This is a genomic window from Geothrix limicola, from assembly GCF_030268085.1.
Taxonomy (GTDB): Bacteria; Acidobacteriota; Holophagae; order Holophagales; family Holophagaceae; genus Geothrix; species Geothrix limicola.
Genome location: NZ_BSDE01000001.1, coordinates 1,246,690 through 1,271,777 on the forward strand (window position 1 = coordinate 1,246,690; position 25,088 = coordinate 1,271,777).

At 65.6% G+C, this 25,088-nt stretch carries 32 protein-coding genes; 10 read left to right on the forward strand and 22 right to left on the reverse strand.

Annotated elements, in window-relative coordinates; translation table 11 throughout:
* Nucleotides 1-64 precede the first annotated feature (64 nt).
* Complete coding sequence (gene rapZ, locus QSJ34_RS05395) at nucleotides 65-916, reverse strand: RNase adapter RapZ (RefSeq protein WP_285571361.1); 852 nt, start codon at nucleotides 914-916, stop codon at nucleotides 65-67.
* A 99-nt stretch (nucleotides 917-1,015) separates the two neighbouring features.
* Nucleotides 1,016-3,634 carry a preprotein translocase subunit SecA gene (gene secA / locus QSJ34_RS05400; RefSeq protein WP_285571364.1) on the reverse strand — a complete coding sequence of 873 codons (2,619 nt, stop codon included), beginning with the start codon at nucleotides 3,632-3,634 and terminating at the stop codon, nucleotides 1,016-1,018.
* 139 nt (nucleotides 3,635-3,773) lie between these two features.
* Here secA and ndk point away from each other — a divergent pair, with 139 nt between their 5' ends.
* Complete coding sequence (ndk, locus tag QSJ34_RS05405) at nucleotides 3,774-4,193, forward strand: nucleoside-diphosphate kinase (RefSeq protein WP_285571367.1); 420 nt, start codon at nucleotides 3,774-3,776, stop codon at nucleotides 4,191-4,193.
* Between the two features lie 73 nt (nucleotides 4,194-4,266).
* On the opposite strand, the gene QSJ34_RS05410 is transcribed toward ndk, so the two are convergent.
* The 3 genes from QSJ34_RS05410 to QSJ34_RS05420 form a co-directional block, all read right to left on the reverse strand.
* Complete coding sequence (locus QSJ34_RS05410) at nucleotides 4,267-4,740, reverse strand: hypothetical protein (RefSeq protein ID WP_285571371.1); 474 nt, start codon at nucleotides 4,738-4,740, stop codon at nucleotides 4,267-4,269.
* Nucleotides 4,740-6,578 carry a proline--tRNA ligase gene (proS, locus tag QSJ34_RS05415; RefSeq protein WP_285571374.1) on the reverse strand — a complete coding sequence of 613 codons (1,839 nt, stop codon included), beginning with the start codon at nucleotides 6,576-6,578 and terminating at the stop codon, nucleotides 4,740-4,742. The genes QSJ34_RS05410 and proS overlap by 1 nt, the downstream gene beginning before the upstream one ends.
* Before the next feature lie 147 nt (nucleotides 6,579-6,725).
* Nucleotides 6,726-7,175, reverse strand: a complete 450-nt coding sequence (locus QSJ34_RS05420) for a GatB/YqeY domain-containing protein (RefSeq protein ID WP_285571377.1) — start codon at nucleotides 7,173-7,175, stop codon at nucleotides 6,726-6,728.
* A 115-nt stretch (nucleotides 7,176-7,290) separates the two neighbouring features.
* On the opposite strand from QSJ34_RS05420, the gene QSJ34_RS05425 reads away from it, so the two are divergent.
* Nucleotides 7,291-7,752 (forward strand): chemotaxis protein CheX, encoded by a 462-nt coding sequence (locus QSJ34_RS05425; RefSeq protein ID WP_285571378.1) that lies wholly within the window; start codon nucleotides 7,291-7,293, stop codon nucleotides 7,750-7,752.
* 94 nt (nucleotides 7,753-7,846) lie between these two features.
* Here the strand turns inward: QSJ34_RS05425 and QSJ34_RS05430 are convergent, their stop codons facing one another.
* Complete coding sequence (locus QSJ34_RS05430) at nucleotides 7,847-8,101, reverse strand: ferredoxin (RefSeq protein ID WP_285571379.1); 255 nt, start codon at nucleotides 8,099-8,101, stop codon at nucleotides 7,847-7,849.
* A 131-nt stretch (nucleotides 8,102-8,232) separates the two neighbouring features.
* Here QSJ34_RS05430 and QSJ34_RS05435 point away from each other — a divergent pair, with 131 nt between their 5' ends.
* The 4 genes from QSJ34_RS05435 to recR all read left to right on the forward strand — a co-directional run bounded on the left by QSJ34_RS05435 (nucleotide 8,233) and on the right by recR (nucleotide 10,771).
* Nucleotides 8,233-9,147 (forward strand): thiamine-phosphate kinase, encoded by a 915-nt coding sequence (locus QSJ34_RS05435; protein WP_285571381.1) that lies wholly within the window; start codon nucleotides 8,233-8,235, stop codon nucleotides 9,145-9,147.
* On the forward strand, nucleotides 9,144-9,719 hold the full coding sequence (locus QSJ34_RS05440) for a DUF2062 domain-containing protein (protein WP_285571383.1): 576 nt from the start codon (nucleotides 9,144-9,146) through the stop codon (nucleotides 9,717-9,719). The genes QSJ34_RS05435 and QSJ34_RS05440 overlap by 4 nt, the downstream gene beginning before the upstream one ends.
* 4 nt (nucleotides 9,720-9,723) lie before the next feature.
* A complete protein-coding gene (locus QSJ34_RS05445) occupies nucleotides 9,724-10,026 on the forward strand; it encodes a YbaB/EbfC family nucleoid-associated protein (RefSeq protein ID WP_285571384.1) in 303 nt (100 codons plus the stop codon).
* Nucleotides 10,027-10,171: 145 nt separating this feature from the next.
* Nucleotides 10,172-10,771: a recombination mediator RecR gene (gene recR / locus QSJ34_RS05450; protein ID WP_285571385.1), complete on the forward strand. Its 600-nt coding sequence runs from the start codon at nucleotides 10,172-10,174 to the stop codon at nucleotides 10,769-10,771.
* A 13-nt stretch (nucleotides 10,772-10,784) separates the two neighbouring features.
* On the opposite strand, the gene QSJ34_RS05455 is transcribed toward recR, so the two are convergent.
* From QSJ34_RS05455 to QSJ34_RS05465, 3 genes are read right to left on the reverse strand one after another with little or no spacing between them, the layout of a single operon-like run.
* A complete protein-coding gene (locus QSJ34_RS05455) occupies nucleotides 10,785-11,066 on the reverse strand; it encodes a 2Fe-2S iron-sulfur cluster-binding protein (RefSeq protein WP_285571387.1) in 282 nt (93 codons plus the stop codon).
* A gap of 59 nt (nucleotides 11,067-11,125) precedes the next feature.
* Complete coding sequence (locus QSJ34_RS05460) at nucleotides 11,126-12,529, reverse strand: cryptochrome/photolyase family protein (protein ID WP_285571389.1); 1,404 nt, start codon at nucleotides 12,527-12,529, stop codon at nucleotides 11,126-11,128.
* A 20-nt stretch (nucleotides 12,530-12,549) separates the two neighbouring features.
* Nucleotides 12,550-13,089: a YqgE/AlgH family protein gene (locus QSJ34_RS05465; protein ID WP_285571390.1), complete on the reverse strand. Its 540-nt coding sequence runs from the start codon at nucleotides 13,087-13,089 to the stop codon at nucleotides 12,550-12,552.
* Nucleotides 13,090-13,105: 16 nt separating this feature from the next.
* On the opposite strand from QSJ34_RS05465, the gene QSJ34_RS05470 reads away from it, so the two are divergent.
* Nucleotides 13,106-13,861: a hypothetical protein gene (locus QSJ34_RS05470; protein ID WP_285571392.1), complete on the forward strand. Its 756-nt coding sequence runs from the start codon at nucleotides 13,106-13,108 to the stop codon at nucleotides 13,859-13,861.
* A 1-nt stretch (nucleotide 13,862) separates the two neighbouring features.
* On the opposite strand, the gene QSJ34_RS05475 is transcribed toward QSJ34_RS05470, so the two are convergent.
* The 10 genes from QSJ34_RS05475 to QSJ34_RS05520 form a co-directional block, all read right to left on the reverse strand.
* Nucleotides 13,863-14,924, reverse strand: a complete 1,062-nt coding sequence (locus QSJ34_RS05475) for a PLP-dependent cysteine synthase family protein (protein WP_285571393.1) — start codon at nucleotides 14,922-14,924, stop codon at nucleotides 13,863-13,865.
* Nucleotides 14,925-15,008: 84 nt separating this feature from the next.
* The gene (locus tag QSJ34_RS05480; RefSeq protein ID WP_285571395.1) at nucleotides 15,009-15,224 is read right to left on the reverse strand and encodes a hypothetical protein; all 216 of its coding nucleotides are present in this window, start codon (nucleotides 15,222-15,224) and stop codon (nucleotides 15,009-15,011) included.
* Nucleotides 15,221-15,706, reverse strand: coding sequence for a MogA/MoaB family molybdenum cofactor biosynthesis protein (locus tag QSJ34_RS05485; RefSeq protein ID WP_285571396.1), 486 nt, complete (start codon nucleotides 15,704-15,706; stop codon nucleotides 15,221-15,223). Before QSJ34_RS05485 ends, QSJ34_RS05480 begins: the two co-directional genes overlap by 4 nt.
* A 41-nt stretch (nucleotides 15,707-15,747) precedes the next feature.
* Nucleotides 15,748-16,245: a 5-(carboxyamino)imidazole ribonucleotide mutase gene (purE, locus tag QSJ34_RS05490; RefSeq protein WP_285571398.1), complete on the reverse strand. Its 498-nt coding sequence runs from the start codon at nucleotides 16,243-16,245 to the stop codon at nucleotides 15,748-15,750.
* An 86-nt stretch (nucleotides 16,246-16,331) separates the two neighbouring features.
* Entirely contained in the window at nucleotides 16,332-16,490 is a 159-nt protein-coding gene (locus QSJ34_RS05495; protein WP_285571399.1) for a hypothetical protein, read from the reverse strand.
* Entirely contained in the window at nucleotides 16,491-16,751 is a 261-nt protein-coding gene (locus QSJ34_RS05500; protein ID WP_285571401.1) for a hypothetical protein, read from the reverse strand.
* 18 nt (nucleotides 16,752-16,769) lie between these two features.
* Nucleotides 16,770-18,437, reverse strand: coding sequence for an N-acetylmuramoyl-L-alanine amidase family protein (locus tag QSJ34_RS05505; protein ID WP_285571403.1), 1,668 nt, complete (start codon nucleotides 18,435-18,437; stop codon nucleotides 16,770-16,772).
* Nucleotides 18,438-18,445: 8 nt separating this feature from the next.
* A complete protein-coding gene (locus tag QSJ34_RS05510; RefSeq protein ID WP_285571405.1) occupies nucleotides 18,446-18,994 on the reverse strand; it encodes a hypothetical protein in 549 nt (182 codons plus the stop codon).
* A gap of 1 nt (nucleotide 18,995) precedes the next feature.
* The gene (rdgC, locus tag QSJ34_RS05515; protein ID WP_285571407.1) at nucleotides 18,996-19,607 is read right to left on the reverse strand and encodes a recombination-associated protein RdgC; all 612 of its coding nucleotides are present in this window, start codon (nucleotides 19,605-19,607) and stop codon (nucleotides 18,996-18,998) included.
* A complete protein-coding gene (locus QSJ34_RS05520; protein WP_285571409.1) occupies nucleotides 19,604-20,524 on the reverse strand; it encodes a PP2C family protein-serine/threonine phosphatase in 921 nt (306 codons plus the stop codon). The genes rdgC and QSJ34_RS05520 overlap by 4 nt, the downstream gene beginning before the upstream one ends.
* A gap of 155 nt (nucleotides 20,525-20,679) precedes the next feature.
* On the opposite strand from QSJ34_RS05520, the gene QSJ34_RS05525 reads away from it, so the two are divergent.
* The 3 genes from QSJ34_RS05525 to QSJ34_RS05535 are packed head-to-tail and all read left to right on the forward strand — an operon-like array spanning nucleotide 20,680 to nucleotide 21,921.
* The gene (locus tag QSJ34_RS05525; protein WP_285571412.1) at nucleotides 20,680-21,546 is read left to right on the forward strand and encodes a 3-hydroxyacyl-CoA dehydrogenase family protein; all 867 of its coding nucleotides are present in this window, start codon (nucleotides 20,680-20,682) and stop codon (nucleotides 21,544-21,546) included.
* The gene (locus QSJ34_RS05530) at nucleotides 21,543-21,695 is read left to right on the forward strand and encodes a hypothetical protein (RefSeq protein WP_285571414.1); all 153 of its coding nucleotides are present in this window, start codon (nucleotides 21,543-21,545) and stop codon (nucleotides 21,693-21,695) included. Before QSJ34_RS05525 ends, QSJ34_RS05530 begins: the two co-directional genes overlap by 4 nt.
* A 25-nt stretch (nucleotides 21,696-21,720) precedes the next feature.
* Nucleotides 21,721-21,921 (forward strand): hypothetical protein, encoded by a 201-nt coding sequence (locus QSJ34_RS05535; protein ID WP_285571417.1) that lies wholly within the window; start codon nucleotides 21,721-21,723, stop codon nucleotides 21,919-21,921.
* A gap of 71 nt (nucleotides 21,922-21,992) precedes the next feature.
* Here QSJ34_RS05535 and QSJ34_RS05540 read toward each other — a convergent pair whose 3' ends face one another.
* From QSJ34_RS05540 to QSJ34_RS05550, 3 genes are read right to left on the reverse strand one after another with little or no spacing between them, the layout of a single operon-like run.
* The gene (locus QSJ34_RS05540; protein WP_285571420.1) at nucleotides 21,993-24,032 is read right to left on the reverse strand and encodes a type IV pilus secretin PilQ; all 2,040 of its coding nucleotides are present in this window, start codon (nucleotides 24,030-24,032) and stop codon (nucleotides 21,993-21,995) included.
* The gene (locus tag QSJ34_RS05545; RefSeq protein ID WP_285571422.1) at nucleotides 24,029-24,469 is read right to left on the reverse strand and encodes a hypothetical protein; all 441 of its coding nucleotides are present in this window, start codon (nucleotides 24,467-24,469) and stop codon (nucleotides 24,029-24,031) included. The genes QSJ34_RS05540 and QSJ34_RS05545 overlap by 4 nt, the downstream gene beginning before the upstream one ends.
* Before the next feature lie 8 nt (nucleotides 24,470-24,477).
* The gene (locus QSJ34_RS05550) at nucleotides 24,478-25,086 is read right to left on the reverse strand and encodes a type IV pilus inner membrane component PilO (protein ID WP_285571425.1); all 609 of its coding nucleotides are present in this window, start codon (nucleotides 25,084-25,086) and stop codon (nucleotides 24,478-24,480) included.
* Nucleotides 25,087-25,088: the final 2 nt, after the last annotated feature.

Genomic DNA, 25,088 nt, shown 5'->3' on the forward strand with positions numbered 1-25,088 from the left:
CTCGCGGGGAGCACGAGGGGGACGCAGAGGGAGCGAAGCGAACGGGCGGTCCCCCTCGTTCGTATTACCCCTCCAGTTCGCGGTGCCGGATGGTCAGGGCGGCCACATCGTTCCGAAGCCGGTGAGCCAGCATCTCCACCAGCGCCACGGAGCGATGCTGGCCGCCCGTGCAGCCGATGGCGAGGGTGTGATAGGCGCGGCCCTCCTGCTGTACCAGCGGCAGGGACCAGCGCAGCCAGGATTCGGCCCGTTCCAGGAATTCGCGGTACTCGTGCGATTCAAGCAGGTACTCCTGCACGGGCCAGTCCCGCCCCGTGAGCGGCTTCAAGGCTTCCACGTAGAAGGGATTGGGCAGGAAGCGGGCATCGAGCACCACGTCCGCATCCGCGGGCACGCCGCGCTTGAAGCCAAAGCTCAACAGCCGCACGGCCGTATTGCGGGCCGGCAGCTGGGGCACCAGGGCCGCGATGCGAAGGCGAAGCTCGGACAGGCTCAGGTGGCTCGTGTCGAGGATCGTGGTGGCCAGGGCGCGGATGGGTGCGAGTAGTTCCCGCTCGCGCTGGATGCCCTCGCCGGCGGTCCCCAGCAGGGCCAGGTGGTGCGGGCGGCGGGTTTCGGAAAAGCGGCGGAGCAGCACATCTTCTGCGGCTTCGACGAAGACCACCTGGACGCGGACACTGCTGCCCTGCACCCGCTCCATCAACGGCCCGAACTCCTGGACGAACTCAGGCTGGCGCATGTCCATGCCCACCACCAGGCGCTCATGGCCCGGCTGCAGCTTGGATTCCAGTTCCAACAAGGGTTCGAGCAGCCGCGGCGGCACGTTGTCCAGGGCCGTGCACCCGCTGTCTTCAAGCGCACCCAGCACTGAATGGCGGCCAGCCCCAGAGAGTCCCGTCACGACGATTAGTTCCATGGGTCTAGTTTGTATCAGGGGCCCAGGCCCTGCCCAAGAAAATCGTGGGGGGCCGCTTGGCCCCCCACGATTTTCTCGGATGGAACGATAGAAGGCGAATCAGTCTTCCAAACCGCCGGCGGTGAACCGCAGGACACGCTGGATGCCGTCGGGTGGGTTGCCCTGCTCGTCGGGACCGAGCTCGATGGTCTCAGACGGCGCGCGGAAGAACTCCTCGTCGGGCACGTAGGCGGGCTGGGGTTCGACGCGGAAGAGGTAGGAGATGATTTCGTCCTCGTAGCCGAAGCGCATCTGCTCGAAGTACTCGTAGCTTTCGCGCTTGTACTCCACCAGCGGATCCTTCTGGCCGTAGCCGCGGAAACCGATGGCCTCCTTCAGGTGATCCATAACCAGCAGGTGCCGCTTCCAGGCCGCGTCGATGATCTGGAGGATGGACCAGCGCTCGTAGCTGCGCATGCCCTCGCCGCCCAGCCGCTCGTCCTTGCCCTCGTAATAGCTCTGAACCAGCTTTGTCAGGGCCTCGGTGCCCTGGGCCTGGGACATCTGACCGACGGCCTCCACTTCGGGCCCGCCGAGGGTGAAGAGCTGCTCCACACGCTCGCGGAAGCCCGCCAGGTCGCGCTCGCCCTTGTCGGGCAGGAAGTCATTGGCGATGCCTTCGGCGATCTCGCCGGCCACGCGCAAGACGTAGTCCTTCGTGTTGCCCTTGAGGATCTCGGTGCGCAGTCCGTAGAAGAAGATGCGCTGCTTGTTCATCACATCGTCGTATTCGAGCAGGTGCTTGCGGATCTCGAAGTGGTGGGCTTCCACCCGCTTCTGGCTGCGCTCGATGGCGCGCGTGACCATGCCGGCCTCGATGGGCTCGTCATCGTTCATACCCATGGCGCCCATGAGGTTCTTGATGCGGTCGCCGCCGAAGATGCGCATCAGGTCGTCCTCGAGGGACAGATAGAAGCGGCTGGAACCGGGATCGCCCTGACGGCCGGCGCGGCCCCGGAGCTGGTTGTCGATGCGGCGGCTTTCGTGGCGCTCGGTGCCGAGGATGTGCAGGCCACCCAGCGAAACGACTTCCTCGTGCTCGGCCGCGGTCTGCTGGCGCATCTGCTCGACGAGGGCCGAGAACTCGGCCGTTTCGAGCCCTTCCTCGTCGTAGAGGGCAATGTCCTTCTTCTTGGCTTCGAGGCGGGCCATGCCCTCGGGATTGCCGCCCAGGATGATGTCCGTGCCGCGGCCGGCCATGTTGGTGGCGATGGTGACGGCGCCCTTGCGGCCCGCCTGGGCCACGATCTCGGCCTCCCGTTCATGGTGCTTGGCGTTCAGCACCACGTGGGGGATGCGCGCGGCCTTGAGGGCATCCGACAGGTCCTCGCTGCTTTCGATGCTGGCCGTGCCCACGAGGACGGGCTGCCCCTTGGTGTGAAGGTCGCGGATCTCCTCCACGATGGCCTTCTTCTTGCCGACTCGTGTTGAGTAGACCGTGTCCGCGAAGTCCTTGCGGATCATGGGCATGTTCGTCGGGATGATGATGACGTCGAGCTTGTAGATGGAGTGGAGTTCCGTCGCCTCGGTCTCGGCCGTGCCGGTCATGCCCGCCAGCTTGCTGTACATGCGGAAGAAGTTCTGGAAGGTCACGGTGGCGAGGGTCTGGTTCTCGGCGTTGACCTCGACGCCCTCCTTGGCCTCGATGGCCTGGTGCAGGCCGTTGGACCAGCGGCGACCCGGCATCAGACGGCCCGTGAACTCGTCCACGATGACCACTTCCATGCCCTTGCCGTCTTCCTTGGGGCGAACCATGTAGTCCACGTCCAGCTTGTAGAGGTTGTGGGCCAGCAGGGCCTGGTTGAGGCCGTGCAGGGTCTCGATGCTGGTGGGGTCGTAGAGGTTGGCCACGCCGAGGAGCTGCTCTGCGTGGTGGATGCCGTCGTCCGTCAGCATGACCTGGCGGTCCTTCTCGTCCACCTTGTAGTGGACCTCCGCCTTCAGCTTGGGAACGACCGCATCGATGCGGAAATACTTGGAAGTGTCCTCTTCGCTGCTGCCCGCGATGATGAGCGGCGTGCGGGCCTCGTCGATGAGGATGCTGTCCACCTCGTCGACGATGGCGAAGTTGAAGCCGCGCTGGGTGAAGTCGGCGAGGTCCCACTTCATGTTGTCGCGCAGGTAGTCGAAGCCCAGTTCGTTGTTCGTCGCATACGTGATGTCGCAGGCGTAGGCGTCTCGACGCTGCTGGTCGTCGAGGCCGTGCTGGATGATGCCGATGCTGAGGCCCAGCCAAGAGTAGAGGCGGCCCATCCATTCGGCGTCGCGCCGGGCCAGGTAGTCGTTGACGGTCACCAAGTGGGCGCCCTGGCCCGCCAAGGCGTTGAGGTAGAGCGGAAGCGTGGCGGTAAGGGTCTTGCCTTCACCCGTCCGCATCTCCGCCACCTTGCCCTCGTGCAGGGCCATGCCGCCCACGAGCTGCACATCGAAGTGGCGCATCTTGAGCACGCGCTTGGAGGCCTCGCGGCAGACCGCGAAGGCTTCGGGCAGGATGTCGTCCAACGTGGCGCCGTTGGCCAGCTTCTCCTTGAGGTAGGGCGTCTTGGCCTTCAGGGCCTCGTCGCTCAGAGCGGAAATCTCGGGCTCAAGCACATTGATGGCCTGCACCTTGGCCCACAGCCGCTTCAGCTCCCGATCGTTCTTGGAGCCGATGAGTTTCTTCAGGAGGTTGTCGATCATGCAGCCGTCCAGTCACGTAAACCGTTGATTGTAGCGTGATGGATCCCCTTTTCCCAGCACTGGAGGCGGCCTCCAAGGGTCCGTGGTTGTGAAAGTTACCGGTCCAAGGCACACTAATTGTTTGGATTCTGGAGGAATCATGGCCCTTGAGCGCACCTTTGCCATCGTCAAGCCCGACGCCGTCAAGGACGGTCACATCGGCGAAATCATCTCCGCCATCGAACAGAGCGGCCTGAAGATCGTGGGCCTCAAGCTGACCCGCCTCACGCCCGCCATCTGCCAGGGCTTCTACCATGAGCACGTGGGCAAGGGTTTCTACGCCGAACTGGAAGCCTTCATGACCGAGGGTCCCGTCGCCCTCATGGTGCTCGAAGGCGAGAACGCCATCCTGCGCTGGCGCGATCTGATGGGCGCCACCAACCCCGCCAACGCCGCCGAAGGCAGCCTCCGCAAGCGCTTCGGCGCCAACATCGGCCGCAACGCCACCCACGGCAGCGACAAGCCCGAGAGCGCGCAGTTCGAAGTCAGCTACTTCTTCAACGCCTTCGAACAGTTCTGATTTTTTGGGCGTAGCCCCCATGAAAATCGGCGCCCATGGCGCCGATTTTCATTTGTAGGGAAAGTTCGGAACCTCAGCCCTCCATCACTGCCTGCAGGGCAGACTGGCAGAGGCGGCGGACGCCGGGAAGCAGGTCGGCATTCTGCAGGCCCTTTTCGCTGAACCACTGACCGCCCGGAGGAGGCGGCGGCAGCATGTCCTCGGGTGCCTTGGTGCGCAGCAGGTGGCTCAGGTAGAGGCGCTGCTGGCCTTCCAGACCCTCGAGGCGCAGCAGCCAGGGGGTCGGCAGGCGGCTCGTGCGCTCGTCGAAAACCACCGGCAGCACCGACGAGTCCACGAAGCGGAAGGGCATGCCCCAGGCCGCCTCGATCTGGGCGTTGAGCAGGGAGGTCGGCAGGAAGCCCGGCGACCAGGGGATCTGGGCGGGCATGAGCAGGCCGCGGTGGGGGCTGTGGGGCGAGGGCACGAGCAGGACGAAGGGCGTCTGCTGGCCATGGACCAGCACCCCTTCGATGAAGGTGGTGAGGTGGACCCGGCCTTCGGCCATCAGCGACCTCCCGCGGTTTCCAGCGCCTGCATGATGCGATCCCGGGCTGCGGAGACTTCGGCCACGGCGGCCTCGGGCTTGAGCTTGACGACTTCCTTCGTGCGGCGGTCGCGCAGTTCGACGATGCCATCCTTGAGGCCCTTGGCGCCCACGGTCAGGCGCAGGGGGAAGCCCAGCAGGTCGGCATCCTTGAACTTGGCGCCGGGGCTGAGGCCTTCACGATCGTCGTGCAGCACCTCGAAACCCGCGCCTTCGAGATCCTTCTCCACCTGGGAGGCGACGCCTGAAACCTCGGGGCTGGCCGGATCCAGGCACACGATGTGCACCTGGTAGGGCGCGATGGGCCAGGGCCAGATGATGCCGTCGGTGTCGTAGTTCTGCTCGACGGCTGCCGCCACCGTGCGGGTGATGCCGATGCCGTAGCAGCCCATCACCATGGGGTTCTCCTTGCCCTGCTCGTCGAGGAAGGTGCAGGACATGGAGGTGGAATACTTGAGGCCCAACTTGAAGACCTGGCCCACTTCGATCCCGCGGAAGGCCTGGTAGTGGCCCTTGCCGCAGCGGGTGCAGGTGTCGTGCTCGGCGGCCATCCGCAGGTCCGTGAAGGTGCAGCCCGGCAGATCGCGGGCTGGGCTCAGACCGAAGTGATGGTAGTCGCTACGGTTCGCGCCGCAGGTGAGGTTCACCGCGCCTTCCAGGCTGCGGTCCACGAGGATCGCCACGTCCTTGAGGCCCACGGGACCCATGAAGCCGGTCTTGGCGCCGGTGAAGGCTTCGGCCTCGTCGAGAGGCATCAGTTCCATCTCGGCGGCGCCGACATGGTTCTTCACCTTCACGGGGTTGATCTCGTGATCGCCCCGCAGCACGGCGCCCACCAGCTTCGTGGTGCCGTCCGCGAAGGTGGCCCGGTAGAGGAAGAACTTGCTGGTCTGGGCGATGGGCATGCCGTCATGCTCGGCGTCCTTCATGGCCGCCACCTGCTCGACCTGACCGACGATGCCCGGCGTGCAGAAATGATCCCGCTTCAGTTCGAAGGCCGCGCCGTGATCACCCGCGGGCAAGGCCGGAGCCTCGGTCTTCTCGATGTTCGAGGTGTAGTCACAGGCGTCGCAGCTGAGGATGGCGTCCTCGCCGCTGCCCGCCAGCACGTGGAATTCGTGGGTGAAGCTGCCGCCGATGGCGCCGCTGTCGGCTTCCACGGGCCGGAACTTCACGCCGAGGCGGGAGAAGATCCGCTTGTAAGCATTGAACATGGCCCAGTACTCGCGGTCGGCGCAGGCGTCATCCACGTGGAAGGAGTAGGCGTCCTTCATGGTGAACTCGCGGCCCCGCATGAGGCCGAAGCGGGGACGGCGCTCGTCGCGGAACTTGGTCTGGATCTGGAAAAGGTTCATGGGCAGCTGCTTGTAGCTGCGGACATTCCTGCGGACGATGTCCGTGATCACTTCCTCGTGGGTGGGGCCCAGGCAGAAGTTGTAGAACTCGCGCTCATCGGGCTTCTCGCCCTTGGCGCGGCGCTCGGCCACCTCGGCCTTGGCCTTGCGGTCGCAGAAGCGCAGCAGCTCATCGCCGTAGAACTTCCAGCGGCCGCTCTCCTGCCACAGCTCCGCGGGCAGCACCGCGGGCATGAGCAGCTCCTGGCAGCCGTCCTTCGCCAGCTCCTCGCGGACGATCTCCTCGAACTTGCGGATGCTCCGGTAGGCCAGCGGCAGGTAGCTGTAGATGCCCGCGGCCACCTTCTGAATCATGCCGGCGCGCATCATGAGCTGCTGGCTCACCACGTCGGCATCGCGCGGAGTCTCGCGCAGGGTCTGGATCAGGAGCTTGGATTGCTTCATCGGGGCCTCGAACCTTCAAGTCTAACCTAGGCCAGGACCTAGATCTTCTGGCGTGAAAAGCGAATCGCGGATGACGCGAATCGCCCTCCGGGCGCGCAAATGGGATATTCGCGCCCATTCGCGTCATTCGCGGTTTCACTTGCGGTTTTAGTTCAGCAGGCTCTGCACCAGGGCGCTGGCGGCCTTGCCGTCGATGGCGCCGCCATGGGCAGCCTGGAGGGCCTTCATGACCAGGCCCATGTCCTTTTTGGAGGTGGCCCCGCTCTGGGCGATGGCGGCCTTCACGGCCGCTTCCAGGGCCGGGCCCTCGATCATGGCCGGGAGGTAGGGCTTCAGCATTTCGATTTCTGCCCGCTCCTGGGCGGCCCGGTCCGCCTGGCCGACCTTTTCGAACTGGGCGACGCTGTCCTCCCGGGACTTCACCAGGCGCTTGAAGACGGCCAGGGCCTCGGCCTCCGGCAGGACCCCCTGGGGGCCCAGTCCCTTGGCCACGGCCTCGTTCTTGTAGGCGGCCAGCGCCATGCGCAGCACCTGGGTGCGGGCGGCATCCTTGGCCAACATGGCGGTTTTCAGATCGGCCTGAAGGCGGGTGAGCATGGGCAACTCCGGGAATCCTCCATGGTGACCCCAGTGCCCATCCCCCTCAATGCCAGAAGTCATGCCCCCCGAAACCTTGACCGAAACAAGGGAAAGTCAAACCGACCGGGGCCCCATGAACGTCGCCTTCATCAATCCCTTCATCGAATCCACCCTTCGCAGCCTGGAGATGATGGCCAGCATCACGGCCGAAAAAGCGGGCCTGTCGGTGAAAGAAGACCTCATCACGACCTATGACATCTCCGCGATCATCGGCATCACGGGGGACACCTCGGGCTCCATCATCCTCAGCTTCCCCGTGAGCCTGGCCTGCCGCATCGCCAGCAACATGCTCATGGAGGAGATCACCACCCTGGACAAGAGCGTCGAGGACGCGGTGGGCGAGATCGGCAACATCGTCGTGGGCGACGCCCGGCGCCTGCTCATCCAGGATGGCTTCAGCCTCTCCATTTCCGTGCCCACCGTGGTCGTCGGCAAGGGCCACAAGATCAGCCGCAGCGGCGACGTCCCCTGCATCGCCATCCCCTTCAGCACCGAACACGGCGAATTCGAAGTGAACGTGGGCCTCAAGGATTAGGAGCCATTCCGGACTTCGAGTGCGGTAAAACGCAGAAAGGGCGCCCTTCGGCGCCCTTTCCGACCTGAAACGGCCCTGCCGTTTCAGCGATAACTCAGGCCTTCTCGTACTTGATGACTTCCACGGGGCAGCCGGCGGCGGCGGCCTCGATGCTGGCTTCCAGATCCGTGCCGAAGCTGCCGGACAGGGCGCTCATCTCATCGCGGTTCTCAGAATCCACGCCGTCTTCGCGCACGGAGCCGTTGATGTTGCAGCTGGAATCGGTGACGTGGAAGACGTCAGGGCACTCGGCTTCGCAGGCGTTGCACACGATGCAGCCTTCTTCGATCCAGACTTTGGTGATGGCCATGGTCGTCTCCTCGAGATTCAATTGGGGCCCGGCATGGGCGGACTAACCAACCTAGCATCCCCCACCGCCCGGGACCAAGCATCGCCTGGCCTCCGGGGCCGTGGGAGACTGGACTTGTGACGGAGGTCGCCATGCGCTTGAAGGAGACGGGAATCCTGGCCCGGATCCGGGATCTGCTCCCCGGGGGCGGCGGCCTTATGGATGATTGCGGTGCCCTTCCGCCCACGCCGCCGGGTCAGACCCTGCTGGTGACCACGGACCTCATGGAATCCGGTCAGCATTTCCGCCTCGACTGGCATCCGCCGGATCTGCTGGCGAAGAAGCTCTTGGCCGTAAACCTCTCGGATCTGGACGCCTCCGGGGCCCGGCCCTTCGGCTACACCCTCACCCTGGCCCTGGGACCGGAAATCGACGGGGCCTGGCTCGAAGCCTTCATGCAGGGACTGGCCGAGGCCTCGCGCGCGTCCGGGGTGCAGGTGCTGGGTGGAGACACCGTGGGCCGACCCGCCGGCCTGGGCCTGGGCCTCACCGCCTTCGGGTTCGCCACGCGCTGGTTGAAACGGAATGGCCTGCAGCCCGGGGATCACCTCTTCGTGGATCAGCGGCCCGGCGCCAGCCTGCGGGGCCTGCGCAAGCTGCAGGCCGGACAGCGCTGGGATCCCTCGCATCCAGATCCCGATCTGCGGGCCCACCTTTCCCCAAGCCCCAACCTGGGACTGGGGCCCCGTCTCGCGGCCCTGCCAGAAGTCCACGCCTGCCTGGATCTGTCTGACGGCCTCAGCCGTGACCTCCACAACCTCGCCGAGGCCTCGGGCCTCAGCATCATCGTGGATACGAGCCTCGACGAAGATGCCCTCCGAGGCGGGGAGGATTACGCGCGATGCTTCGGAAGCTCCCTATCCCAATCGGAACTCGAAGCCCGGCTCGGTCAGGCGCTGATCCCCGTGGGCCGCGCCGTGGAGTCGGGCCCTGCGCCTCTGCTCGTCTATGATGGAAAAGCACCGCGCGCCCTGCCGGACCTCGGATTCGACCACTTCGCCCCATGACCCAGCCCAACGATCAGCCGCAACCGAGCGCCCATCCTGCCCCGGCCAAGGGCCTTTGGAATGGCCTCAAGGCCCACATCCTCCACCCGGAGCTCAGCCCCGAGCAGGTGGCCTGGAGCTTCGCCCTGGGCCTTTCTATCGCCTGGAACCCGCTGCTGGGTCTCCACACGGCCATGGTCTTCCTGTTCTGCGTGATCTTCCGGCGCCTGCACCGGCCCCTGATGATCATGGCCATGCTCGTGAACAACCCGTGGACCACGGTGCCCATCGCCACGGCGACCACCTGGGTGGGGAACCTGGTGCGGGGCCACTTCACCCACGGGAACCTGGCCCGCGTGCAATGGCACGAGATCGGCTGGCGGAGCTTCCTGACCTGGAGCGGCTTCGAGGCCATGACGACCATGCTGCGGCCCATCCTGAAGTCCTACCTCATCGGCGGGGTCATCTGCACCGTCCTCGCGCTGCCCGTCGGCTACTTCTTCATGCTCTGGCTGGCCAAGCGGCTGCGGCGCATCCATTGGCCCCACCTGCACCACCACACCCTTCCCCAAGACATCCCACCCGGAGGTTGATTCCATGGACATGCGTTTCCTCATGAAACAGGCTCAGCAGATGCAGGCCAAGCTGGCGGAAGCCCAGGCCAACCTGCGCGTCGAAGGCACAGCCGGTGGCGAGCTCGTGAAGGTGACCCTCAACGGCTCCAAGGAACTGATGGGCCTCTCCATCGCCAAGGACGCCATGGATCCCGAGGATCCCTCCATGCTCGAAGACCTGCTGCTGGCGGCCTTCCGCGATGCGGCCACCAAGACCGACGAAGCCATGAAGAAGCAGATGGGCGGCATGGGCGCCGGCCTCAACCTGCCCGGCCTCGGACTCTGAGATTTCACATGGGATTCACCACGAAGACACTGAGGACACGGAGAAGAAACTCGGAGAATAGGCAGAAGGCCCTTTCATCTCCGTGTGGCCTCAGTGCTCTCCGTGCCCCCGTGGTGAATCTTTTCGCCCGAACGGGGACCCGCCGATGAAACTGCCGCCGCCCCTCGAGGCCGTGGTCGAAAGCCTCCAGAAGCTGCCGGGTGTGGGCGCCAAGTCCGCCCAGCGCATGGCCCTGCACCTGCTGAAGGAAGGGCCGGAGGCCATGGCTCACCTGGCTCACCAGCTGCAGCAGGCCGCCGAGAAGGTGGGCTTCTGCCAGGTCTGCGGCGCTTTCACCGACCAGCCCACCTGCCCCATCTGCCTGGATCCGCGGCGGGATCCCGGCAGCCTCGTCATCGTGGCCGAGGCCTCCAACGTGCTCAGCTTCGAACGCAGCGGTCACTTCCGGGGCCGCTACCACGTGCTTGGCGGGCTCATCTCACCCCTGCGCGGCGTGGGCCCCGATCAGCTGCGCATCCGTGAGCTGCTCAAGCGCCTGGAGGATCACGCCATCCAGGAGGTCATCCTGGCCACCAACCCTACGGTAGATGGCGAGGCCACGGCCAGCTGGCTGGCCCGCATGCTCGAACCCATCGGCATCCGCACCACGCGCATCGGCCTTGGATTGCCGATCGGCAGCGACCTCGAATACGCCGACGAGCTCACCCTGGACCGGGCCATGGAGGGCCGGCGGCCCGTCGGTTAGCTATTACGGTTAGCTAGTACTTCACCGTCACATCGCCCCGGGCCCAGGTCTGGCAGGCCAGGCGCTGATCGGGGTTCGCCTTCAGGGCCTGGAGGACGCGGGTTTCCGCGCCGCCCATCTCGCTGAGGTGCTCGGCGCCTTCGACCACCGTCACCAGGCAGGTGCCGCAGCGGGCATGGCCGCCGCAGCGGTGGTTCAGGGGCACCGAGGCCTTGGTGCTGGCCGCAAGCAGCGCCGTCTCCCGGTCGCATTCCGCCACGCCCGGGGTCTTGCCATCGAATCGAACCGTATGCATGAGTTACCCATAAGTCATTAAAAGCAGAAGAAATAGAAACGCACTCCAACTCCACTCTATCAGGACCTGACCCGGCCCAGATGGCCTTTCGCCGTGGACAGGAAGCGCTCCCGGGCCCAGGCGTGGGGCACGATGGGCTCCGGATAACCGGAACCGCCCCGCTGGGCCGAGGACCACTTCCAGGGTTCGTGGATGAAGGCGGCCGGGCATTCAGCCAATTCGGGCACCCAGCGTTTCACGTAGGCCCCGTCCGGATCGAATTTCTGGCCCTGCGAAACCGGGTTGAAGATCCGGAACCAGGGCTGCGCGTCGCATCCGCAACCCGCGCTCCACTGCCACCCGGCGTTGTTCTGGGCCCAATCGCCATCCGTCAGCCAGTGCAGGTAGTGGGATTCCCCCCGCCGGTAATCCAGCAGCAGGTGCTTGGTCAGGAAGCTCGCCGTCACCATGCGGGCCCGGTTGTGCACGAAGCCTTCGGCCCTAAGCTGCCGCGCCGCGGCGTCCACCACGGGATAACCCGTCCGGCCCTCGGCCCAGGCCTGCCAGGCCGATTCATCGTCGCGCCAGGGGAAGCTTACGAATTCGGGGCGGAAGGGGCGCTCCAACAGCCCGGGCCACTCCCACAGCAGGTGATGACTGAATTCGCGCCAGAGCAGCTCGTTGAGGAAGCTCTGCGCGCTGGCACCCGCCTCGGCGGCGATCCGCCACACCGTCCGCACGGAGAGCGTCCCGAACTTCAGGTCGGCGCTGAGGCGCGAGGTGCCCGGCCGATCCATGCGATCGCGGTCCACCGCGTAGGATGCGATCGGCCCTCCGGCGAAGGCCGCCAGGCGGGCCTGCCCGGCCCGTTCACCACCGGCCTGGAGTCGGGGGTTCCCCACCATGCCCAGCCCTTCCATCGTCGGGACGGGCACCTCCTCGGCCTCGATGTCCCCCGGCAAGGGTGGGAGCGAGCGCGGCGCGGGCAGCGCCGGTCCCAGGTCCAGCCTCGCCTGGCAGGCCCGCCCGAAGGGCGTGAACACCCGGAACATGCCGCCCTGCCCGTTCCGCAAGCTCCCGGGCACCAGCAGGGTTTCGCCTTCGAACAGCTTGAGGGCCCGGCCCTCACACGCCAGGGCTTCGGCCACGCGCCGGTCCCGCTCGCGCCCGAAGGGCTCCACCCAGCGGTGGGCCAGGACGCGATCCGCCTTCCACCGGGCCGCCAGGGCGGGCACCACCTCCACGCTGCGCCCGGGAACCACCAGCAGGCGCGAGCCCAGGCCCATCAGGTTGGCTTCCAGTTCCCTCAGCGATTCCAGCAGGAACTGCATGCGATGCGGCAGGTCCCGGGCCCGTTCCGGCGCGAAGAAGTGGGGATCCAGCACGAACAGCGGAATCACGTCGCCCGCAGCCGCGGCCTCGGTCAGCGGCCCGTGATCGGCCGCCCGCAGGTCCTTGCCTCGGAACCACACGATGCTGCGCATGCGGCGAACCCGCCTTCAGATCAGTCCCCGGTTTCGCTGCCCAGGGCCACCTGCCAGAGGCCCGTGGGATCGGGATGCAGCAGCCATTCGGAGACGACGGGCCGGCGGGTCCAGGCACCCAACTCCAGCTCCTGGTCCAGCTGACCGGGACTCCAGCCCGCGTAGCCGAGGAAGAGGCGGTAGCGGGCCACGGGATCGCCCAGCAGCGCCTCCAGCAGATCCTTGCGATGGCTGACGAAGTGGGTGAGATCCACCACCGTGTCCTCTTCTTCGGGCAGGCCGCCCTGGACGAGGAGGATGCCCCGCTGGGGATCCACGGGCCCGCCCCGCCAGGCGATGGCCTCCTCGGAGCCGTGATAGACCATGCCGCCCTCCTCGCTCACCTGGGCCAGAGCCAGGGGCAGCGGCCGGTTGAGGATCAGTCCCAGGGCGCCCTCCTCGTCGTGTTCCACCACCAGCACCACGCTGTGGAGGAAGTTGGGGTCCAGGAGCGCAGGGCTGGCCACCAGGAGGCAGGGGGTCTCGTACACCATGATGTCGATGATGATAGCCCAGCGCACCAGCTAGGCTGGGAGGATGCGTACGCCCCTGCCCTCCCACCTCGGCGCCCTCCGCGAAGGCTTCACCCTGCTCCGTCGCCACCCGGTCCTGGCCCTCGCCCTCGCCCTGTTGGCCATGGGCCTGGCCCAACTCGGGCCCGCCCTGGAATTGGCCGCGGGCGCAGGCCCCAACCCGCTGCTCCAGCCCATCCTGGGCTTCGCGGGCCTGTTGCCGCTGGAGATGTATTTCATCCCGCGCCTCCAGGCCCAGTTGGACGCCGAGGGGCTCAACGCGCCCAGCAATCCGGCCCAGCAGTGGCACGAGACTTTCGACGGCCGCTGGCTGCGGACCTTCCTCGCACGCCTGGGCCTGAGCATCGCCATCGGCCTCGGGATCCTCGTTTTCGTCGTGCCCGGAGTCCTGATCATGACGGTGTTCGGATGGGCGCCCCTGCGCATGCTCCTGCGCGGAGATGGCCTGCTGCCGGCGCTGAAGTGGAGCCAGGCCGCCATGGCGCGCCACTGGCCCAGGATCGTCCAGGCCGTGCTCGCCATGATGCTCGTGGGTCTGGTCTACCTGTTTGGCGTCACGTGGGCCGTGGGCCATTTCCTGCCCACGCTGGACCCGGACCAGATCCCGCCCGCCATGCTGCGCCTGAAGCATCCGGCTTTCTGGATCTCCAACCTGACCACCGGCCTGTTGAACCTCTGGTTCAGCTGCACCCTGCTGGCACTGTACCAGCGCCTCGAAGCCCTCGTCCAACCCGGCCAGAAGGTTGATTCAGAGGCCTGATTCAGCAGCCGCAGTGCGAGCCCGCGAGCTTACCCTGAACGCAGACTTCGCAGACACGAATGGCCTGCCCGATGCCGAGGAACTCGACGTCGGGGCTAAGGAAGCCCTCCTTTACGGGCTCTTCCTTCATGAGGTCGGTGGACAGGTACTTCTTATTGCTGTCGCTGAAGACGGTCACCACCACCGCATCCGAACCCAGCCGATCCTGGGCTTGCAGGGCCGCCAGGAAGTTGGCGCCGCTGCTGATGCCCACGCCCAGGCCCCGGCTGGCCAGCTTCTGGGCCATGAGGATGGCGTCGCCGTCGTCCACGGAAAGGATCTCGTCCAGCTGGTCGAGCTTTACGATGGCGGGAATGAATTCGTCGGAGATGCCCTGGATGCGGTGCTTCCCGACCTTGTGGCCCGTGTGCAGGGTGGGCGAATTGGAGGGTTCGACGGGATGCACCTGGATGGTGCGGTCCATGCCCTTGAGGAACTGTGCCGCACCCATCACCGTGCCGCCGGTGCCGACGCCGGCCACGAAGGCTTGGGGCTTCAGGCCCTCGGAGGCCAGCTGCGCCCAGATCTCGGGCCCGGTCGTCGTGGCGTGGGCTTCCACATTGGCCTCGTTGGCGAACTGCCGGGGCAGGAAAGCGCCGGGCGTTTCCGCGGCCCAGGCCTCGCTCAGCCGGATGGAGCCGAGGAAGCCGCCCTCGGCGGCGCTCACCAGGCGCACCTGGGCGCCGAAGGAGCGGATCAGATCCTTGCGCTCCTGGCTCATCCAGTCCGGCATGAAGATCGTGACGGGATGGCCCAGGGCCCGGCCCAGGGCGGCGAAGGAGATGCCCGTGTTGCCGCTGGTGGCTTCGGCGATGGGCGCGCCGGGGCTGAGCACGCCACTCAGGTGCGCCTTCCGCAGGATGTGCAGGGCCATGCGGTCCTTGATGCTGCCCGTGAAATTGGAGCACTCGTTCTTGGCGTAGATGCGGCGGGCCTGACCCCTGTAGCGGATGTCGATGGCCAAGAGCGGGGTGTACCCGACCAGGCGGTTCAGGGTGCGAAGGTTCGAGAGGATATCGGTCATGGAAGTGCCTCGTCAGCCGCGGTATTCAACCTTCTCATGGCTGGGATCCATCGGACCATTACGTCCGATGACCGGCCGATCCGTTTACGTTTCGTCAGGAAAGTAGCCTGGGTCCTCGATCTCCACCAGCTCCCCGGCCTGCAGCTGCGCCCTTTGCCCGGGCGTCAGCTCCGTCTCCAGCCATCTCGGGTCGCTGCGGCCATTGAGAAAATGGGCCGAAGGCTCTGCCGCCTCGAAATCCTCGCGGCGGAGCCAGAGATGCACCCAGCCCACGTGATTGATCCGGGCCCAGACCTTCATGTGCAGGGCCCTCCGGCCTCGCCTTCCTTGCGGAGGACGGCGACGGCATGCGCCAGCAGCGGCCATGCGAGCTGGATCTGCTCCAGGGCCGCGGCGGGACGGCCGGAGAGGTTGAGGATCACCGTGTGGCCGGCGATCCCGCAGACTGACCGGCTGGCGAAGGCCAGAGGATGTCCGCCCTTGGCGCGGATCAGCTCACAGATGCCCGGAGCCTCCCGCTCGATGACGCGCCGTGTGGCCTCGGGCGTGGTGTCCCGGGTTCCGAACCCCGTGCCCCCGCAGGTGAGCACGAGGGGCATGCCCGCTTCGACCGCGTTGCGGAGGTCCGCCTCCAGCAGGCTGGGTTCATCCGGCATCAGATCCGAGGTCACCGTCTTCACCCCCTGGCTCTTCAGCCAGGAGGTGAGCAGCGGCGTGGACTGATCCTGGTACTCACCGCGGGAGGCGCGATCCGACAGGGTGATGAGGTGTACTCGTTCCATCAGGAGGGCTCCCGGGGGAGGGTAACGCGGGGCGGGACGCTTTAGGGCATGACCAGATCGTCGTCCTTGAGGGCCTTTTCCACCTGGGCCTCGCGGAAGGCCAGGTAGCGCTCGCGGATGCCGGTGTCACCCAGGGACAGGATCGACGTGGCCAGCAGGGCGGCATTGATGGCGCCGGCCTTGCCGATGGCCAGGGTGCCGACGGGAATGCCCGAGGGCATCTGGACGGTCGACAGCAGCGAATCCATGCCTTCGGTGGCCCAGCCCTTCATCGGCACGCCCAGCACGGGAAGATGCGTCTTGCTCGCGCACACGCCCGCCAGATGGGCCGCTCCGCCCGCAGCGGCGATGATCACCTTCATGCCCCGCCCTTCGGCGCCCTTGCAGAACTCCACCACCTTTTCAGGTGTGCGGTGGGCGCTGGCGACGTGGGCCTCGTAGGGAATGCCCAGGCTCTTCAGGGTCAGGGCTGTGTGTTGCATGGTCTCCCAGTCGGACTTGGAACCCATCAGGATGCCTACCAGGGGATGTGACGTCATGAATGCCTCTTCGAATGGGCCCGTGGGGCCGGATAAGGAAGGGCCATTCTAGCCGAGTGGGCCCCCTGCGGCACTGGATCGACGCATCAGTGCCGGGCCCAACTCAGGGCCCACAGCACCCCCAGGACGGCCAGGGCATCGCGTTCTTCTGGGTCCATGCGCTCGTTGCGGCGGGCGAGCGCCTCAGGTCCCGGGCCCCGCACGACGATCCGGTGGACCTCCCGGGCGGGATCCTCCAGCAGCACTCAGTCCGGCGCCGTGCGCCCGACGACCGCCGCCCCGATGCGCAGAGGTCCCGCGCCTGGTTTCCAGCGGACGTCCAGCGGCTCCCAGAGCCCCGCGTTCATCAGGTGCCAGTTCCCTTCGGCGGGAGCAGCCGCCAGATCCAGGACCGCATCGCGATCCAGGAAGCGCACGATGAGCCGCGCCTGAGGTGGCGTCTGGGTGGTCGGCCTCCGGCAGGCGAAGCCCGAAAGCAGCAGCAGCACGGCCACCAGGTACCGCATCGGGCCTCCGGCGAAGTTCTACTTCCGATAATACGCCCGGATGGCGTTCACCACGGCCGCCGCGTAGCGCTCACGGAACTCGGGGTCGCGCAGGCTGGCGGCATCCTCCTCGTTCGTGAGGTTGGCCACCTCGATGAGGGCCTTGGTGGCGCTCGTGCTGTAGCGGATCACGGCCGGCACCCACTTGCCGCCGCCGCGGTAGATCACGTTGCGGATGGGGCGGTTGGCGTGGACGGGGATGTGTTCCTTCTGCAGCGCCTTCAGCAGGGTTTCGGAGAACTGGCGGCTGCGGGCTTCGCCCTGGAGCTTCTCCCGGCCCGTGAACGCTACCCGGGCCGACCGCCTGCCCTCGGCCACGTGGCCCGTCTTGGCGGCTCCCAGCGCGAAGGTGCTGGGCACCAGGGCCGCGCCGGGAACATAGACCATCGAGCCCCGGGCCGAAGGATGCAGGCTGTCGGCGTGGAAGCTGAGGAACAGGGTCTTCTGCGCGTCCCCCTTGGTCTTGCGGAAGGCGCTGAAGAGATCGTTGGCCAGCACCCAGCGCAGGTGGACGCTGACGGCCGTGGGGCTTTCGCCATCCACGGCGAAGGGCGGCGAGGTGAGGATCTCGGCGATGCCGTTGGGCACGCGGATCGCCTCGCGGCTCTTGAAGCCGAGGCCGGGATACCGGATGGTGCTGCTCACCTGCGCCTCGGTCTCCTGCTCGAGGAGCCGCCGCACGCGCATGGCGATGTCGTAGACAAAATCCGATTCCCAGAGGCCATTGGCCCGGGCGCCGGGATCCACGCCGCCATGGCCCGCGTCGAGCACGATGCGGACGCCCTTGAGCTTTGGACCCGCCTCCACACGCACGGTGCGGCGCACTTCCGCGCGGATCTCGCGCTCCTCGGCCAGGGCCGAACTGCCCTCGGATTGGAAGGGGTCGGCCAGGAACGCAACGGGGATCTTGATGAGCTGGCCGGGTTGGATGCCCCGCACATCGGTGATGCCGCTGCGTTTCGCGATGCGGTCGGCCAATTCGTTCACGCCCTTCGGATCGACGCGGTCTGTGTAGCGGATGACGACGCTGGAGTACAGGGCCTCGCCCTTGCGCATGCGGTAGGCCGCGAACTTGCCCTGGGCATCCTCGTCGAAGGACAGCAGGCTGCGATAGGCCGCCACCCGCGCTTCGTCATCCAGATCATCTTCAGGCTTGGAGCGGTCCGGCCCGCGGCCCGAACCGCCCAGATCGGCGGACAGAAGGCCGCGTGGGATGCGCCAGGTATCACCCTCTCTCAGCTTTTCAGGCAGGTCGGGATTCTCCGCCATGAGCCGGTCGTAGTTCTGCCCGTGCCCCGTGAAGAGCGAAGCGAGGGTCCAGACCGATTCCACCTCGGGATGGCGCACCGTATGGCGCACGTCATCCTGCCGCCATTGATCCTCGGGGAAGAGCGCCGCCAGGGCCCAGCGCTTGCCTTCGGGGCTGAGGTTTTCGAAGGCGACCCAGCCGCTAGCATCGGTGCCCTTGAGCAGGAACGCCTTTGGAAGGGCCTTCCCTTCGACGCTGAGGCCCTTCTTGAACTGGAGCCGAAGGATGAGGGCCCGGCCCTCCGGCGTGCGGGCATGCACCAGCACGGGCGCGGGCTCCTGCGCGGCCGCGACGGTGAACGCCGCGGGGACGAACAGGAAGCCCAGTCCCGTCTTCATGGAAAGGCTCAGGCCTCCCAAGGCACCTCGCCCGTGGCGAGCACCTCGCCGGTGCGTCCTGCGCGAACCCAGGCGCGCATGGCTTCCTGCATGCCTTCGGGATCCTCGGCGCGGGTGCGGAGGAAGAGCTTCAGGCGCCGTTCCAGGTGACCGGCGCCTTCTTCCAGCAGGAAGATGCGGTCGTGGAGCCGTTCATGGGGTGCCTTGCCGGTGCTGGGGGGCAGCTTGAGCGTGCCCATGTCCAGCGTGGCGGCATTGAGCGTGAACACCCATTCCAGATCGCCCGAAAGAATGCGCAGCTTCATCTTCGCGGGCCGCATGCCGCGGCTGAGGGCCTCGAAGGCCTCGCGGCTTTCCGAGGGGTTGCCCTTGCGCAGCGAGATCTCCTTCACTTCGCCGCGCTCGGAAGCCAACTGGATGGCATCGTCGACGAAGCAGCCGGAGCCGTCGCCGTCTTCGCCGCTGGCACCACCTTCGGTCATGCTGCGCATCCAGAGCCACAACAGAAATTCCTCACCGAGGAATCGGCCCTGCTCCATGAGTTCAAGAGGCTTCACCTCAGGCCTCCTCTAGTTCGAGATCCAGCGGATCCAATGCCATCAACGCTTCCACGGACATGTCGGGGCAGAGTCTTCCCGACAGCACCAGGGGCGCCAGCGGGTGGATCTCACAACCGAAGGATTTGATGAAAAGGGTCGTCAGGGCGCCCTGTGTCTTGCTCGACGAGGCCGTGGTCCAGAGGATGCCGTTCTTGAGATCCCAGGCCACCTCCACCACCTTGGGCGTGGGCAACACCTTGCGCAGCAGTTCGACCTTCACTTCGTCGGCAAGGGAGATGCGGGCCTCCTTGCCGATGAAGGCCAGATCCTTCTCCTTCTGGAGGGTCTGCAGGCGCAGATCCACGTGGGCCTTCAGCAGCGAGGGCGGCACGCGGCGCGTATCGATGCGCAAGCCGAAGACGGCGAAGCGTTCCTGGCTGACCCAGTTCTCATCGGGCGGCGTGATGAGCGGATTCCGCCAGTCGCACCAGCCCATGCGCTCCTCCTCCAGCCCATCCTGGAAGGGACGGAACTGATCCTGCTCCAGACCGGTTTGAAGGTCCTTCTCATCGGGCACGGGGCCCAGCACCAGGAATCGTTTGAGGGACACGGTCCCTTGCAGCATGCTCATGAGGCACTGCCTCCAAAAAGCCCTTGGAACCATCCCCGGATTCCCCTGCGGCGGGTGAGCGCATCGGGATGAATCAGGTCGAGGGCCTCCCCAGGCGTCGGCAGGGGCAGACCAGGATCGTTCAGGGAAAGGATCACGCCGGTGATGTTGTCGCGGCCCCCGTGGGCCAGGGCTTCATCAACCAGCAGTTCGAGGCTGCGCCGGGGGCTCAGCCCCTGGTTCAGCACCTCTTGGATGCGCGCATCGGACACCTCGCCGTGAAGGCCGTCGGAACAGCAGAGCAGGCGGTCCCCCCGTCGCAAGGAGAGGCGCAGCAGGACCACGCGCAGGGGCTGGGGCGATCCGAGGGCCTGGGTGATCATGTTGCGCTGGGGATGGGTGCGGGCCTGCTCTCGCGTGAGGCTGCCCTGAGCCACGAGATCGTTGACGAGGGTCTGATCTTCGGTGATCTGGTGCAGCAGGCCCTGCCTCAGCAGGTAGGCCCTGGAATCCCCGATCTGTGCGATGTACGCGCAGCCCTTCCAGATGATGGCCGACGTCAGGGTGGAACCCATGCCCCTGGCCGTGCGGTCGTCGTCGGAATAGCGCAGCACCGCGTCGCTGGCCTGCTCGACGGCGATCTCCAGCGCCTTGTGCAGCTCGGATTCCAACGCCTTGGCGCCGGTCAGGCGGCCCCAGTGGCCGAAGAGAAATAGCGCCAAAGCCGCGAGCCCTTCCCGGCTGGCCACCTCGCCTGCGGCGGCGCCGCCCATGCCATCGGCCACCGCCACCAGCAGCCCGGCGTCTCCAACCTTCAGGGACCTAGCGGGGCCGTTGATGATGGGCTCCTCGCCATCCAGCGCGCTCAGCAGGTAGGCATCTTCATTGTTCTTCCGGACCTTGCCCGGATGCGTGATGGCGGCGTAATCGATAAGCATGAGGACAGATGGCCCGGCGGGGTTGGGCTGGGTTGCGGTGACGTACGGGAGGCCCTTTCCGTTCATCATAGCGGGTGGAGGCTCGAAACCATGATCGAAGAGCCCTTAAAAACGGAACTTTCCCATCGGCCCAGTCTGGGAGCCGGGGCGCGGTCTTGAGCGGACCTCTGGCCATCCTCGGCCCGGGGACCCTGGGCCTGTCCGCGGCTCAGTGGGCCGCGGAATGCGGCTTGGAAACGCGGCTGCTGGGACGGGACCTGGACCACGCGGAGGCCGGCCTTCAGGAGATTCACCGTCGTTGGGACCGGGCCTGCGCCAAGGGGCGCCTCAGTGCCGAGGCGCGAGACCAAGCCATGCATAGCCTTAGCGCCGCCGCCTTCGGTCCCATGGCTCTAGAAGGCATCTCGTCCCTGCTGGAGGCTCTCCCGGAAGATATGGCCCTCAAGGCTTCCGCCCTGGCTCCGCTGAGCCTGCCTGAACACGCGGACCTCCTGGTGCTGTCCGGAACCTCCGCGCTCCCCATCTCCGACCTCGCCGCCAGATCCGGCCTGGAAGGGCGCCTGGTGGGATTCCATCTGTTCGTGCCCGTTCCTAAAATGGCGGTGGTCGAAATGGCCGTGGCGCCGGGTACGCCGCAAGCGCAGGTCGACCGCACCAGAACTCTCGGCTTGGCATTGCGCAAACGGGTCGTGCAGGTGCGGGACCAGCCGGGCTTCGCGGCGGCCCGAATGGCCCTGGCCCAGGGCCTGGAGGCCATGCGCCTCTTGGAGTCCGGCGTGGCTTCAGCCGAGGACCTGGACGCGCTCATGACCCTCGGATACGGACACCCCATCGGCCCCCTGGAACTCTCCGACCGGGTGGGATTGGACCTCCGGTTGCGGATCGCCGAAGGATTGGCTGCCTCTGGGGAAACCCGGTTCACACCCCCCTCGAACTTGAAGACCCTCGTTGCCGAGGGCGCTTCAGGCCGTAAGGCCCGTCGGGGTTTCTACCACTGGGATTCGGAAGGAAACCGGGCATGACCACCACGATCCTCATCCTCGGCGCCCTGGCAACACTCTTCGTGATCTATGTCGCATATCAGATCGGCAAGGTGTTATTGCGGGTCTTCGTCGGTCTGGCCGCACTGGCTCTGCTAAGCTGGGGGCTCTGGAAATTCTTTCATTCCTGAATCCAAGCCTTACCGAGGAGCAAGCATGGCCGCCATTTCCTGCACCCATTGCGGCGCCGATCTGACCGCCCCCCAGAGCGTGCGCATTGCCGAGTACCAGTTCGGTCGTCTCGAAAAAATTGATGAAGATCCCGGGTTCAAATACCACTTCGAACAGCCGGACAACTTCACCATCCTCTGCAACAGCTGCAAGCGCCTCGTCCGCACGCTGCCCATCGCGAAATAGGTTTCTTCTTTTATCGGTCTAATGAGAAACGGCCCCGTTCGGGGCCGTTTCTCATGGTTGGGAGGCACCGACTACTGGCGCAGCACCCTCGGCGTGATGAAGATCAGCAATTCCTTGTTCTGTTCGGCGCGCGTGTTATTGCGGAAGAGGAACCCGATCACCGGGATCTTCGACAGGAAGGGAACGCTGGTGCTGCCCGTGGTGGAATTGGTGACATAGACGCCACCCAGCACAGCCGTGCCGCCGTCCCGCACCAGTACCTGGGTCTCGATGGACTTGCGGGTGATGGTCGGTGTTCCGTTGACCTGGCGGGTGAAGTCGGCCTCGGCCTTCTCCACTTTCAGGTCCATGATGATCGTGCCTTCGCTCGTGATCTGGGGCGTGACATCCAGCTGCAGGTTCGCATCGATGAAGGCGACCGTGATGGCGCCTCCCGAGGCACCGCCCTGTTGAGTCGGGTAGGGGATCTTCTCGCCGCTCAGGATGGTCGCCTTCTTGTTGTTCTGGGTGACCACCTTGGGGGACGACACGATCTTGAGGGTGCCGTTCTGTTCCATGGCCTGAAGGACGGCGTTGATGCTGAAGCGGTTGCTGAGGAAGGACAGCCACAACTCGCCCGCGGGGGCCGCAATGGAGGTGGAACCATCCTTGCCGGGCGACCAAGCGATCGCGCCAAGCTGGCCCGATACGGGACGCTCTAAGCCCGTGGTGCCGTTCCAGAAGGGGGAGGTGCTGCCGACCCAGGGTGTGGACCCCGAACCCGTACCACCGCCTCCGGTGATCGCGACATCCCCTTTGTTGGACTGGGGCCACTTGACACCGAATTCGCGCTGCCAGTTCTTGTTGGCCTCGACCACGCGCGCCTCGATCTGCACCTGCTGGATCTGGACGTCCAGGGTCTGGATCAGGTCGTCGATGATGGAGATGTTGCGGGGCAGATCGGTGATGATCAACGTGTTGGTGCGCTCATCCAGGATGGCGCTGCCACGCTTGGTGAGCATGTCCTTGAGGATCTTCTGGACATCGGCGACCTTCGCGTAGGAGAGCGGCTTCGTGATGGTCTGAAGCTCACCGGCGAGGGCTTTGATCTCGTCGAGCTTCTTGCGCTCCTCTTCTTCCTTCTGCAGCTTGTCGATCTTGGCAACGCGCAGTACGCCGTTTTGGATCTCCTTGCCCAGGCCGGCATTCTTCAGCACCACGTCCAGGACCTGGTCCCAGGGTGTGTCCGTGAACCGGAATCCGAAGGTGCCTGTGACATCGGGATCCATGACCAGATTCAACTTGCCGGTATCGGCGAGGATCTGCAGGAACTCACGGATATCCGTATTCGACAGGGCGATGGTGATCTTGGAACCCGTGTACTTGGTGCGCCCCTCACCCAGGGTGCGGGTAGCCCCGTAGGGCGCGGGTTGCGCGTGAGGCTTCTCGGCTTCGGGGGCCTGCGCCGCTTCAGGGGCGACAGCCGTCAGGGCTGTGGGGAGGGCAATCTGGGGAAGGGACTGGAAAGCCCCGCCCATGGCGGGAAGCGGGCTCAGGTTGGCGATGGTCTTGGGAGCGGCTGCTGGGGGCGGAACAGACACAGCGACAACGGGCGCCGCGGAGGCCATTTCGACCGCCAGGGGTTGGACGGCCTGGGGGCGCATGGTCGCATCGATGCGAGCCGAGACGCGGCCCTCTCCCGGAGAAAGCAGGAGCTGGACACCATCAAGCGTGGATCCAACCAGAACCTGGGTTCCAGGCACGACTTCCAGCACCAGGCGCGTCACGGGCTTCGGTCCCGTCACGAACTGGGCCAGCCGGGCCTTCTGGATCAATGGGTGAGCCAGTTGCGCCAGATCCTTGCGCGTAACCGCTGTACCTCGGTCCACTCCGGGCAGGTCCAACACCACACGATGGGGATTGGAGAGGACCTGTACGCCAGGCTGGGCCTCCATCCCCGGAACGCGGAGGAACACCTTGGCCCCGGTTCCATTGGATTCAAGGGAGGTCGATAGAAGGGTGGCTTTGTGCGAGGCCGCTTCAATGGCAGGCGACGCCAGGAGGGATCCCGTGTGGATCCCCGCCAGGACCACGCCCCCTGCGACCAGCAAGGAACTCAGGCGAGCATTCATCGTTTACCCTCCTCACGCTTAAACGTCTTCGTGATGGTTCGGAATGTGGAACGGTTGGTGGTATTCAACTCCCACTGGTGGAAAACCACGGTCTTATCAGTGATGGCGGTGATTTCACCATCCTTGAACCGGTGACCAACGGGCAGCCAGCGAACATTTCCTCGGCTATCGGAGACGATGGCGAAATTCTTGCCATCTTTTCGGATCATGCCCTTAACGGCGATGTCATCCAGCAGGTCCAGGGCATCCGAAGCCCGTTCGTCCCTTGGAGCGGAGAAGGGGTCCCGCTGGATGGTGGGTTTGTAGGGCGTGGCCTTGATGATGGCCACATCTTCAGCCGGTGCGGCCGTTGGTGCAGGCTGCGCCGGTTTTTCCGGCGCCTGTGCCAGCAGGGCCGTCCCGAGAAGCAGAGTGAATGGAAGGGTTCGTCGGATCATGAAGGACCTCAATCCTCTTTGGCGCCCGCCTTGGGGGCGGCGGCGGCCGGCTTCTTCGCGGGTTCAGCCGGAGGAGGCTCGGGATTGTAGACGAAAGCGCTGATGATGCACTTGGCCGCGGCCGGATAGGTGCTGCGGGGGTCTATTTTTTGAGTAAATTCGATGTTCGAGATGTTGATGATCTTGTCATATCCGGAAATGAGCGAAGCGAACTGGCCGAAGGAATGGAATCCCACCCGGAATTCAAATTCCACGGGTTTTTCCGTGTAGTAGGTGTCCTTCCGTTCGGGTTTGAGCGAGAAAGAAACCTGGTCGATGCCCGCATCGTCGGCGATCTTCTTGATCCGGTAGGGGATTTCGCCGTAGTCCGTATCCGAAGGCATGATCTTGATCAGCTCTTCGATCCGCTTGTCCTGCTTGGCCACCTCTTCCCGGAGCTTTTCGTAACTCGCCTTCAGGAGCTTGCCCTTGTCCACGTCCGCCTGAAGCGTCTTCACTTCAGCATTGACGGATTCCAGGTCGGCCCGCTTGCCTCCCAGAAGGAAGTAAACCAGCCCGGCGAGGATAATGCCGGCCAATGCGCCCACACCGATCTGTTTCTGAAGTTGGGGATTCATGG